Source organism: Citrobacter sp. wls757, from assembly GCF_005280935.1.
Classification (GTDB): Bacteria; Pseudomonadota; Gammaproteobacteria; order Enterobacterales; family Enterobacteriaceae; genus Citrobacter; species Citrobacter portucalensis.
In genome coordinates this window covers 47,984-59,799 of sequence record NZ_SZWU01000016.1, presented here as the reverse complement: position 1 = coordinate 59,799, position 11,816 = coordinate 47,984, and the positions used below count along the sequence as shown (strand labels likewise).

The 11,816-nt window shown below is 54.0% G+C and carries 12 protein-coding genes and 1 pseudogene; 8 read left to right on the top strand and 5 right to left on the bottom strand.

The window, feature by feature from the left end; all coding sequences use genetic code 11:
- Window positions 1-159: 159 nt before the first annotated feature.
- From dauA to lolB, 4 genes are all read right to left on the bottom strand, one after another.
- Window positions 160-1,842, bottom strand: a complete 1,683-nt coding sequence (dauA, locus tag FDW94_RS04555) for a C4-dicarboxylic acid transporter DauA (protein ID WP_071692414.1) — start codon at window positions 1,840-1,842, stop codon at window positions 160-162.
- Between the two features lie 124 nt (window positions 1,843-1,966).
- On the bottom strand, window positions 1,967-2,914 hold the full coding sequence (gene prs / locus FDW94_RS04550; protein WP_001518537.1) for a ribose-phosphate diphosphokinase: 948 nt from the start codon (window positions 2,912-2,914) through the stop codon (window positions 1,967-1,969).
- Window positions 2,915-3,183: 269 nt separating this feature from the next.
- The gene (gene ispE, locus FDW94_RS04545) at window positions 3,184-4,035 is read right to left on the bottom strand and encodes a 4-(cytidine 5'-diphospho)-2-C-methyl-D-erythritol kinase (RefSeq protein ID WP_137377204.1); all 852 of its coding nucleotides are present in this window, start codon (window positions 4,033-4,035) and stop codon (window positions 3,184-3,186) included.
- Entirely contained in the window at window positions 4,032-4,655 is a 624-nt protein-coding gene (lolB, locus tag FDW94_RS04540) for a lipoprotein insertase outer membrane protein LolB (RefSeq protein ID WP_137377203.1), read from the bottom strand. The genes ispE and lolB overlap by 4 nt, the downstream gene beginning before the upstream one ends.
- Window positions 4,656-4,866: 211 nt before the next feature.
- On the opposite strand from lolB, the gene hemA reads away from it, so the two are divergent.
- From hemA to kdsA, 6 genes are read left to right on the top strand one after another with little or no spacing between them, the layout of a single operon-like run.
- Window positions 4,867-6,123: a glutamyl-tRNA reductase gene (gene hemA / locus FDW94_RS04535; RefSeq protein ID WP_003833420.1), complete on the top strand. Its 1,257-nt coding sequence runs from the start codon at window positions 4,867-4,869 to the stop codon at window positions 6,121-6,123.
- 41 nt (window positions 6,124-6,164) lie between these two features.
- Entirely contained in the window at window positions 6,165-7,247 is a 1,083-nt protein-coding gene (gene prfA, locus FDW94_RS04530) for a peptide chain release factor 1 (RefSeq protein ID WP_003020786.1), read from the top strand.
- Window positions 7,247-8,080, top strand: coding sequence for a peptide chain release factor N(5)-glutamine methyltransferase (gene prmC / locus FDW94_RS04525; protein WP_137377202.1), 834 nt, complete (start codon window positions 7,247-7,249; stop codon window positions 8,078-8,080). The genes prfA and prmC overlap by 1 nt, the downstream gene beginning before the upstream one ends.
- Window positions 8,077-8,469 carry an invasion regulator SirB2 gene (sirB2, locus tag FDW94_RS04520; RefSeq protein WP_032943708.1) on the top strand — a complete coding sequence of 131 codons (393 nt, stop codon included), beginning with the start codon at window positions 8,077-8,079 and terminating at the stop codon, window positions 8,467-8,469. The genes prmC and sirB2 overlap by 4 nt, the downstream gene beginning before the upstream one ends.
- A gap of 2 nt (window positions 8,470-8,471) precedes the next feature.
- Window positions 8,472-9,281, top strand: a complete 810-nt coding sequence (gene sirB1, locus FDW94_RS04515) for an invasion regulator SirB1 (RefSeq protein WP_003020775.1) — start codon at window positions 8,472-8,474, stop codon at window positions 9,279-9,281.
- A 35-nt stretch (window positions 9,282-9,316) separates the two neighbouring features.
- Window positions 9,317-10,171 (top strand): 3-deoxy-8-phosphooctulonate synthase, encoded by an 855-nt coding sequence (kdsA, locus tag FDW94_RS04510; RefSeq protein WP_003020772.1) that lies wholly within the window; start codon window positions 9,317-9,319, stop codon window positions 10,169-10,171.
- Between the two features lie 67 nt (window positions 10,172-10,238).
- Here kdsA and bdcA read toward each other — a convergent pair whose 3' ends face one another.
- Entirely contained in the window at window positions 10,239-10,964 is a 726-nt protein-coding gene (gene bdcA, locus FDW94_RS04505; RefSeq protein WP_137377201.1) for an SDR family oxidoreductase, read from the bottom strand.
- Between the two features lie 72 nt (window positions 10,965-11,036).
- On the opposite strand from bdcA, the gene FDW94_RS04500 reads away from it, so the two are divergent.
- The gene (locus FDW94_RS04500; protein WP_137377200.1) at window positions 11,037-11,630 is read left to right on the top strand and encodes a TetR/AcrR family transcriptional regulator; all 594 of its coding nucleotides are present in this window, start codon (window positions 11,037-11,039) and stop codon (window positions 11,628-11,630) included.
- 53 nt (window positions 11,631-11,683) lie between these two features.
- Window positions 11,684-11,816 (top strand): annotated as a pseudogene (locus FDW94_RS04495) (amidohydrolase family protein); the annotation flags it as partial.

The window sequence follows — 11,816 nt, the reverse complement described above, 5'->3', positions numbered from 1 at the left end:
GCGCTTCAGAGAAATGACATCGCTGAGGTGAACGGAACCCTGAGCAAGAATCACATGTTCACCATACATGCTTAACTGACGAGCATTACCCACGTATGGGAGCCATTTTTTTGTCTGTCATTTGTAATCCGGCGGCGTTTCGCCTGGCCGGGCTACACGTCAGCGGATATCTGCTAGCGCAGCATCTTTATTCGGGAAGAACGTCAGGCGCCCGGCAATCGGCTGAATGCCCGCGCGCGCCATGGTACGTAGCGGCTGGAATTCCAGATTACTGATGCGTAATTCACAACCTTCCGGCAGACGTTTTACAAAGCGCTGGAAAGCGTCCAGGCCACCGGCATCCAGTACCGGGACCGCGTCCCACTTCAAGACTACGATGCGTTTACCTTCAATACGCGACTCGAGATCGGTAAATAATCCTTCCGCCGCGGCAAAGAACAGCGGACCAATAACGCGCAGCACCAGCACATCGTCCGGTACGTCTACGTTGACCGGCGCCAGGCGAGTCATGCGCGCAATACGACGCATAAACAGCAGAGAGGCGAGAACGATACCGACGCTGATGGCAATAACCATGTCGAACAGTACCGTCAGCGACATACACATCAGCATGACAATGATGTCGTCTTTCGGTGCATGGCGCAGCAAATCCACGACTTTATGCGCTTCACTCATGTTCCATGCCACCATCAGCAGCAGGGCGGCCATGGCGGAAAGCGGTAACCAGGAAAGCAGCGGTGCAAGTACCAGCAGGGCAAGGATCACCAGAATCGCGTGGATAACCGCAGAGATTGGCGAGGTCGCCCCGGCGCGGACGTTTGCCGCAGAGCGGGCAATTGCCGCTGTGGCGGTGATACCGCCAAAGAACGGTGCCACGATGTTACCCAGCCCCTGGCCAATCAACTCGCTGTTAGCTTTATGCTTGGTGCCGGTCATCCCATCGAGTACGACGGCGCACAGCAGAGATTCAATTGCCCCCAGCATCGCCATCGAGAAGGCTGCCGGTAACAGCGCCTGTAACGAGCTCCAGCTCAGGGTAAAGTTTGATTCCGGCATATTCCACGGCAGGACCAGCTGCGGCAGCAACTGCGGGATACCATTACCCTGTGAGCCGTCAGCCAGAATGTAGTGGAACTGAGAACCAATAGTGGCGACATGGCCGCCGGTCAGGTTCACGATACCCATTACCGCACAGCCTGCCAGCAGTGCGGGAAGGTGACCCGGCAGCCGGATCCCCAGGCGCGGCCAGAAAATCAGGATCCCCAGCGTCACTACGCCAATGGCGGCATCGCCGAAATTGATGGTCGGCAAGGCCATAAACAGCGCGCCAACCTTCTGCAGATAGTGCTCCGGGACATGGGCCATCTGCAGGCCAAGAAAATCTTTAATCTGCATGGTACCGATGGTGATACCAATACCCGATGTAAAACCTAACGTTACCGACACGGGGATATATTCGATCAGGCGGCCAAAACGAGCGAGGCCGAAAAGGATCAGGAATATCCCGGACATAAGCGTGGCAACCAGCAGGCCTGCCAGCCCAAACTGTTGCGACACCGGATACAGAATCACCACGAAGGCGGCGGTTGGGCCAGATACGCTAAAGCGCGATCCCCCGGTAAGGGCGATAACAATCCCAGCGACGGCTGAGGTATACAGGCCGTACTGCGGCGCAACGCCACTGCCTATTGCCAGGGCCATTGCCAGCGGAATGGCGATGATCCCAACGGTTATCCCGGCGATCAGGTCACGGGTAAAGCGAGAAGCGGTATATTTTTCTTTCCAACAAGCGTCGATGAGGGCGCGGAAAGGCATCACATGTGAGGAAAATAATCTGTTCACAATAATGTTTCATCCATGAGCGCATCATCTGTCAACTAAATGGCAGGTGAAGGAGGCATAAGTCATACAAATAAGTATTGCAGATAAAAAAACCCGCCGCAGCGGGTTTTTGAGCCGGGCTCGATTAATGCTCGAACATAGCAGAGATGGATTCTTCGTTGCTGATACGACGAATCGCTTCGGCCAGCATACCCGACAGGGTCAATGTACGCACGTTTGGCAGCGCTTTGATTTCGTCAGTCAGTGGGATAGTGTCACAGACAACGACTTCATCAATCACTGAGTTGCGCAGGTTGTTTGCCGCATTACCTGAGAAGATCGGGTGAGTGGCGTAAGCAAATACGCGTTTAGCACCACGTTCTTTCAGTGCTTCTGCTGCTTTGCACAGCGTACCGCCGGTATCGATCATGTCATCAACCAGAACACAGTCACGACCTGCAACGTCACCAATAATGTGCATCACCTGAGAAACGTTCGCACGAGGGCGACGTTTGTCGATGATAGCCATGTCGGTATCGTTCAGCAGTTTAGCGATAGCGCGGGCACGCACGACGCCACCGATATCCGGAGAAACCACAATCGGGTTGTCCAGGTTCAGCTGCAGCATGTCTTCTAACAGGATCGGGCTACCGAATACGTTATCAACCGGTACGTCAAAGAAGCCCTGGATCTGTTCAGCATGCAGGTCAACGGTGAGGACGCGGTCAACGCCAACGCTGGACAGGAAATCAGCGACGACTTTAGCGGTAATCGGTACACGAGCGGAACGTACGCGACGATCCTGACGTGCATAGCCGAAGTAAGGAATAACGGCGGTGATACGGCCTGCGGAAGCACGGCGCAGCGCATCAACCATAACGACCAATTCCATCAGGTTGTCGTTAGTAGGGGCACAAGTGGACTGGATGATGAAAATATCACCACCGCGTACATTTTCATTAATTTGTACGCTGACTTCGCCGTCGCTAAAGCGACCTACAGCGGCGTCGCCGAGTGAAGTGTACAGGCGGTTGGCAATACGTTGTGCTAGTTCCGGGGTGGCGTTACCAGCAAAAAGCTTCATATCAGGCACGAGAAGAACCTCAGGCATGCGTCCATTGGTGGAAAGAATCTGCCGAAAACTGTGCGGGCCAGGCAGTATCCTCTCCATGCGGTGTATTAAAGAGCGCGATGCAACGTCTGGAACAGGGTGACGTTGTCACCGCAACTCAGCTTGCCCGGCTTACTCTTTATCTTTCGCGTTTCATTTGCGCTGGCATCAATTCCTCACACCAGTTACATACTGAAGTTGTATGCACCTGGCGATTCGTCATTTCGCCATCTTCCTGAAATCCGAAGGATTTAGAGTAACGCTCTGTGCAATGGGGAGAGGTTGACGCCTTTCGCCACAAAGCCTTTGAGCCATTCCGGGGCTTGCTCAAGCACCTGGCGAGCACGAGACTCAGTGTCAAATTCAGCAAAGACACAAGCCCCTGTACCAGTCAGGCGCGACGGCGCGTATTCTAACAGCCAGGAAAGCGCCGCATCAACCTCGCGAAAACGTTTTCTTGCGATAACCTCGCAATCATTGCCGAATTCACATTTTAGTAACGTTTTTATTGACCTTTTTGGCGTGTTGCGCGGGAGGTCGGGATCGTTAAAAATCACCGGTGTCGGAATACTGACTCCCGGATGAGCAACCAGATACCACTTTTCCTCAGGCTCGACCGGCGTCAGAATTTCGCCAACGCCTTCGGCAAAGGCCGCATGGCCGCGCACGAATACGGGAACATCCGCCCCCAGCGTTAAGCCGAGTGCCGCCAGTTCATCAACCGAAAGTCCGCACTGCCAGAGATGATTCAGCGCCACCAGAACGGTTGCCGCATTAGACGAACCTCCGCCAAGACCGCCGCCCATCGGCAGGCGTTTGTCGATACTGATGTCCGCACCACTCCCTTTGGGAAGGCGATTGCTTTCAGATGCCGCTTTCATCAGCAAACGTGCCGCACGGACGATCAGATTGTCTTCATGCGCAACGCCTTCCACTGGGGTTAACAGGTGAATTTCGCCGTCGCTACGCGGTGCAATATCTATCGTGTCGCCATAATCAAGAAACTGAAATAAGGTCTGCAGCGTGTGGTAACCGTCCGCACGCTGTCCGGTGATGTATAAAAACAAATTCAGTTTTGCCGGAGAGAGCCAATGGGTCATCATTTCACAATCCAGTTATCCATTTTCAGCTTAATACGCTGGGAGCCGTCGGACAGCTCCATGTTTGCTGGCATCGCTGGCTGGGTTTTGATGTCGTAGGCGCTATAGACCACTTTCCAGTTTTTACCGTCTTTGCTGTAGTTCACTTCACTCAGACGATATTGGTCGTCGAGCTTATAATCGGTGGCGTCACCTGGCAGTCCAAGGATCCACTGGCGCAGGCTGTTTAATGGGATAGGCATGCCGGTCAGTTTGCCGATCATCTCTTCAGCATCGTCGGCGGTGTAATGCTTGCCTTTGTTATCGACCAGTTCGACGTTGCCAGGCTGCGCATTAAGTTCCAGTTCCGTGCTGCCCAGTGGGTTGGTCAGCAGGAGACGATAGCGATCCTGACCGGTTTGCTGCCAGAAAAAGCGGGCATACACTTTCTGTTGATCGGAAATATAGGCAAACGCACCACGCGTCTGATACTGGTTCAGGGCGCGAACTTCCTGTTGGTGCTGGCGCCACTGCGGAGAATCGGGGCTTTTACCGGGACCTTTAGGCGCGTTGAGCGTACAGGCAGTAAGAACCAGGGCCGCCAGCGGCAGCAGGCGAATCAGGCGAAAATCAGGCAGGGTCATAATGATGACAAATCCTTGAGATACGTTGCAGTTATAACTCTTAATGCTAGCGCCGCCATCAGACATCGTCTACGTTCAAGTTATCTTAAATCGCTTAAATTTGTGCACTAAGCTATTACTCCAAAAGGGGTCAGTCTCTTTTATTGACCGCACGCATCCTGTATGATGCACCCAGTCTAACCTTATCAACGCTGGTACTATTCCCGCACACATGACCCTTTTAGCGCTTGGTATTAACCATAAAACGGCACCTGTATCGCTGCGAGAACGCGTAACGTTTTCGCCGGATACGCTCGATCAGGCGCTGGACAGCCTGCTCGCGCAGCCAATGGTGCAGGGCGGGGTAGTGCTGTCGACGTGTAACCGCACGGAGCTGTATCTCAGCGTTGAAGAGCAGGATAACCTGCAAGAAGCGCTGGTTCGCTGGCTGTGTGAATACCATAACCTCAATGAAGAAGATCTGCGCAACAGCTTGTACTGGCACCAGGACAACGACGCGGTCAGTCATTTGATGCGTGTTGCCAGCGGTCTGGATTCACTGGTGCTCGGTGAACCGCAAATTCTTGGGCAGGTGAAAAAAGCGTTTGCGGATTCGCAAAAAGGTCACCTGAACGCCAGTGCGCTGGAACGCATGTTCCAGAAATCATTTTCTGTCGCAAAACGTGTACGTACAGAAACTGACATCGGCGCCAGCGCCGTGTCGGTGGCGTTTGCCGCCTGTACCCTGGCGCGGCAGATATTTGAATCGCTCTCCACGGTAACCGTGCTGTTAGTCGGTGCGGGCGAAACCATTGAGCTGGTTGCGCGACATCTGCGCGAGCACAAAGTGAAGAAAATGATCATCGCCAACCGCACTCGCGAGCGTGCGCAGGTGCTGGCGGATGAAGTCGGCGCCGAGGTGATTTCACTGAGTGATATAGACGCGCGTTTACAGGATGCCGATATCATTATCAGTTCTACCGCCAGTCCGCTGCCGATTATCGGCAAAGGAATGGTGGAACGTGCGCTTAAAAACCGCCGCAATCAGCCTATGTTGCTGGTGGATATCGCCGTACCGCGCGATGTCGAGCCGGAAGTGGGTAAATTGTCTAACGCCTATCTGTACAGTGTTGATGACCTGCAAAGCATCATTTCGCATAACCTGGCCCAGCGCAAAGCGGCGGCGGTGGAAGCCGAAACGATAGTGGAGCAGGAAGCCAGCGAGTTTATGGCCTGGCTACGCGCCCAGGGCGCAAGCGACACTATTCGCGAGTATCGCAGTCAGTCAGAACAGATCCGTGATGAACTGACCGCCAAAGCGTTGGCCGCTCTTCAACAGGGCGGTGATGCGCAAGCCATTATGCAGGATCTGGCCTGGAAACTGACCAATCGCCTGATTCATGCACCAACCAAATCACTTCAACAGGCCGCCCGTGACGGGGATAGTGAACGCCTGAATATTCTGCGCGACAGCCTCGGGCTGGAGTAGCAGCACACCAATCTTATTTTTTACAGGGTGCATTTACGCCTATGAAGCCTTCTATCGTTGCCAAACTGGAAGCCCTGCATGAACGCCATGAAGAAGTTCAGGCGCTGCTCGGTGATGCGGGTACTATCGCAGACCAGGATCGCTTTCGTGCGCTGTCGCGCGAATATGCGCAATTAAGCGATGTATCTCGCTGTTTTACGGACTGGCAACAGGTTCAGGAAGATATCGAGACGGCTCAGATGATGCTCGACGATCCTGAAATGCGTGAAATGGCGCAGGATGAACTGCGCGAAGCAAAAGAGAAATGTGAGCAGCTGGAACAGCATCTGCAGGTCCTGCTATTACCTAAAGATCCCGATGACGAACGTAACGCCTTCCTCGAAGTGCGCGCGGGAACCGGTGGTGATGAAGCGGCGCTGTTTGCCGGCGATCTGTTCCGCATGTACAGCCGTTACGCTGAATCGCGTCGCTGGCGGGTTGAGATCATGAGCGCCAGCGAAGGCGAGCATGGCGGGTTTAAAGAAGTCATTGCCAAGATTAGCGGCGAAGGCGTTTACGGGCGACTGAAGTTTGAGTCTGGCGGCCATCGCGTGCAGCGCGTACCTGCGACGGAATCGCAGGGGCGTATTCATACCTCTGCCTGTACGGTCGCGGTTATGCCGGAACTGCCGGATGCCGAACTGCCGGACATCAACCCGGCCGATCTGCGTATTGACACCTTCCGTTCATCAGGCGCGGGCGGTCAGCACGTTAACACCACCGACTCCGCAATCCGTATTACCCACTTACCGACCGGTATCGTAGTGGAATGCCAGGACGAACGTTCACAGCATAAAAACAAAGCCAAAGCGATGTCGGTGCTGGGGGCGCGAATTCGTGCCGCCGAAGTGGCAAGACGTCAACAGGCGGAAGCCTCTGAGCGTCGCAACCTGTTGGGCAGTGGCGATCGCAGCGATCGTAACCGTACTTATAACTTCCCGCAGGGTCGTGTGACCGATCACCGCATTAACCTGACGCTCTACCGTCTGGATGAAGCGATGGAAGGCAAACTGGATATGCTCATTGAGCCGATTGTCCAGGAATACCAGGCCGACCAACTGGCGGCGTTGTCCGAGCAGGATTAATGGATTATCAGCACTGGCTGCGTGAGGCGATTAGCCAATTACAGGCAAGCGAAAGCCCGCGCCGTGACGCCGAGATTTTACTCGAGTTCGTTACTGGCAAAGGGCGCACCTTTATTCTGGCTTTCGGCGAAACGGAGTTAACCGAGGCGCAGCGTCAACAGCTTGATACGCTACTGGAGCGGCGTCAGCGGGGAGAGCCGGTGGCACACTTAACCGGTGTGCGCGAGTTCTGGTCGTTGCCGCTGTTTGTGTCTCCAGCCACGCTTATTCCGCGTCCGGATACCGAGTGTCTGGTGGAGCAGGCGCTGGCTCGCCTGCCGGCCTCAGCGTGTCGTATTCTTGATTTGGGAACCGGCACGGGTGCCATTGCGTTGGCGCTGGCAACCGAGCGTCCGGATTGTGCAGTGACTGCCGTAGACCGCATGCCTGATGCCGTGGCACTGGCCATTCGCAACAAGCAGCAACTGGGCATCGACAATGTTTGCGTGCTGCAAAGTAACTGGTTCAGTGCATTGCAGGGACAGCAGTTTGACATGATTGTCAGCAATCCGCCGTATATCGACGAACAGGATCCGCACCTGGCGCAAGGCGACGTTCGCTTTGAACCGCTGTCGGCGCTGGTGGCGGGCGATCAGGGGCTGGCGGATATCGTGCATATCATTGACCAGTCTCAGTGCGTGTTAACGCCCGGCGGCTATCTGTTGCTGGAACATGGTTGGCAGCAGGGCGAGGTCGTCCGTGATGCCTTTACTCGTGCGGGTTACGTGGCAGTTGAAACCTGTCGTGACTATGGCGGCAACGAGCGAATTACGCTTGGACGCATCCCATCATGAGTACCTTCGGTGTGTTACTCAACGTCCATCTCATCAGCATTGCGCTTTCGGTTGGTTTGCTGACGCTGCGATTTTGGTGGCGTTACACCGACTCGCGCCTTGCCTGCGCGCGCTGGACGCGCATCGTGCCGCCGGTTGTCGATACCGTTTTATTACTCAGCGGCGTAGCGTTAATGGTTAAAGCGCACATCCTGCCATTCACTGAGCACGGGACATGGCTGACTGAAAAGCTGTTTGGGGTTATCATTTACATCGTTTTGGGTTTTATTGCGCTCGATTATCGTCGAGCGCGCAGTCAGCAGGCGCGATTAATCGCTTTTCCGCTGGCGCTGGTGGTGCTGTACATCATCATTAAACTCGCCACCACAAAAATACCGTTACTGGGGTAAGCATGAGGTCGTTAGCTGATTTCGAATTTAATAAAGCGCCATTGTGTGATGGGATGATCCTGGCGTCGGAGTCTATCCGTCTGGATTTTCCAACACAAACTGTCTATGACGAACTGGAACGTCTGGTCAGTCTGGCGCAAGAAGAAATTAGCCAGCTCCTGTCTCAGGATGAGCAACTGGAAAAACTGCTGGCACTTTTTTACGGCGAATGGGGGTTTACGGATACCCACGGCGTCTATCGTCTTTCTGATGCACTATGGCTTGATCAGGTACTGAAAAATCGTCAGGGCAGCGCCGTATCCCTGGGTGCGATCTTATTGTGGATTGCCAACCGACTGGAGCTGCCGCTGGTGCCGGTGATTTTCCCGACACAACTCATCCTGCGTATTGAATCGCTCGATGGCGAAATGTGGCTAATCAATCCGTTCAATGGCGAAACGTTAAATGAGCACACGCTGGAAGTGTGGCTGAAGGGGAATATCAGCCCGGTCGCGGAGCTGTTTAACGAAGACCTGGATGAGGCGGATAATGCAGAAGTAATTCGTAAGCTGCTCGACACGCTGAAATCATCGCTGATGGAAGAGCGGCAAATGGAGCTGGCGTTGCGTGCCAGCGAAGCACTATTACAGTTTAATCCTGAAGATCCGTATGAAATACGCGATCGTGGATTAATTTACGCGCAACTGGAGTGTGAACATGTTGCGCTGACAGATTTAAGTTATTTCGTTGAACAGTGTCCGGAAGACCCGATCAGTGAAATGATTCGTGCGCAGATTAATACTATTTCGCACAAGCAAATTGTATTGCATTGATTAATGACACTTTACCTACCGTTTAAGGCGATCCTATGAAACAAAAAGTGGTTAGCATTGGCGACATCAACGTGGCAAATGACCTGCCGTTCGTGCTGTTTGGCGGAATGAACGTGCTGGAATCCCGCGATCTGGCGATGCGCATTTGTGAGCACTACGTAACCGTTACTCAAAAACTGGGTATCCCTTACGTGTTCAAAGCCTCCTTTGATAAAGCCAACCGTTCTTCCATCCACTCTTACCGTGGACCTGGCCTTGAAGAAGGGATGAAAATCTTCCAGGAACTGAAGCAGACTTTTGGCGTAAAAGTGATCACCGACGTTCACGAAGCCAGCCAGGCTCAGCCTGTTGCTGACGTGGTGGATGTGATTCAACTGCCGGCCTTCCTCGCTCGTCAGACCGATCTGGTGGAAGCGATGGCGAAAACCGGTGCCGTTATCAACGTGAAAAAACCACAGTTCGTAAGCCCGGGCCAGATGGGCAATATCGTGGACAAATTCCATGAAGGCGGCAACGACAAAGTAATTCTGTGCGACCGTGGCGCGAACTTTGGTTATGACAACCTGGTTGTGGATATGCTGGGCTTCAGCGTGATGAAGAAAGTTTCTGGCAACTCGCCGGTGATTTTTGACGTTACCCATGCGCTGCAATGCCGTGACCCGTTTGGCGCAGCAAGCGGCGGTCGTCGTGCGCAGGTTACCGAACTGGCGCGCGCAGGTATGGCGGTAGGTCTGGCCGGTCTGTTTATTGAAGCGCATCCGGATCCAGCCAATGCGAAATGCGATGGCCCATCCGCGCTGCCGCTGGCGAAACTGGAACAGTTCCTGACTCAGATTAAAGCGATTGATGACCTGGTTAAAAGCTTCGACGAGCTGGATACCGAGAACTAAGAAAGTATTGCAGTCCGGAGAGATATCTCTTCGGACTGCTGTTTGAGAAAAGTGTTAAGGGTGGCCGTCAGGCGCCAAACGCACCGTCAATTGTATGCATTGCCCCCGTCACAAACCCAGCCTCAGGGCCTGCAAGCCAGGCAACCATTCCCGCAACTTCCTCTGGACGGCCATGTCGTTTTAGCGCCATAAAACTGTGCATCACCTCTTTCAGTGGGCCATCTTCCGGGTTGGCATCGGTATCAATAGGACCCGGTTGAACCACGTTTACCGTAATGCCCCGCGGTCCAAAATCACGTGCCAGCCCCCGGGCCAGCCCCCGGGCCAGCCCTTGCAGCGCTGATTTGCTCACCGCATAAGAGGCCAGGCCAGCAAGAGGCATACGGTCGCCATTCACAGAACCAATAATGATAATGCGTCCGCCGTCAGGCATCTGTCGTGCCGCTTCCACGGCCGCATAGTATGGGGAGTGAATGTTAATCCGGAACAGGCGCTCCACGTCATCCGGATCCTGCTCCAGCGCATCACCAAACAGAATAATGCCTGCATTAACTACCAGCACGTCCAGCGGGCCGCTTTCGCGTACCCGGTTGATGACGGCGTTACGGTCGGCGCTATCGGTTTGCGCTGTCTGGGTACCCGTCTCATCAGCAAGCGCTTTGGCAGCGTCAGGGGAGCCTGAATAGGTAAAGGTAACCGATGCGCCATCCGTGGCAAAACGGCGCACGATAGCCGCGCCAATCCCACGACTGCCGCCAAGAACCAGAACTGACTTGCCGTTAAAAGAAGACATGAGGTACTCCTTGAACAATTATGTAGTGATCGATATATAATGGGTGCACTGTTTTCTGTCAATGGATTTGTAATGAACACTACAAAATGCACTCGTGCACCTGGACGCCCACGTAATTTTGATCCAGAAATGGCCGTTGCCAAAGTACAACCCTTGTTTCACGCACATGGCTATGACGCGGTTAGCGTGGCGGATGTCACCGCGGCGTTGTCGATCAAGCCCCCCAGTTTCTATGCTGCTTTTGGGAATAAAATCGGTCTTTATAAACGTGTTCTTGACCGCTACGTACAAACTGAGGCGATCCCTTTTGATGACATTCTTCGCCCCGACAAACCCGTTTCTGCATGTCTTACCGATCTGCTTGAAGAGGCGGCGCGACGTTATGCCGCAGATCCGCATGCGCCGGGATGTTTGGTCCTGGAGGGCACGCACAGTAACGATCCGCAGGCGCGGAAGGTCGCGCGGAATTTCTACTCGGCTGCCGAACATAAAATTCACGACTTTATCGCACAGCGGCATCCTAAAGAGGCTGACAGCCTGACTGATTACGTCAGTACCACAATGCTTGGCCTGTCGGGAAAAGCGCGTTGCGGGCATTCGTTCGAACGTCTGCTAGCCAGCGCGCGAATCGCCAGCGTAGCGGTGCGGCATCAGCTTTCCAGATGATCATCACATGATAAGGTATGTAGTGGCACAGTAAATTTGCAGAACAGCAGAGGGGAAGTTTGCAGGCAGGTAAGCTCGCCGATTTTGCGGTGCTTAATCAGGATATTATGGCTATTCCGGCAGACAAATTGCACCAAACGGAGTCGTTATTAACGTTTGTCGATGGTCAACAGGTTTATCCGGAGC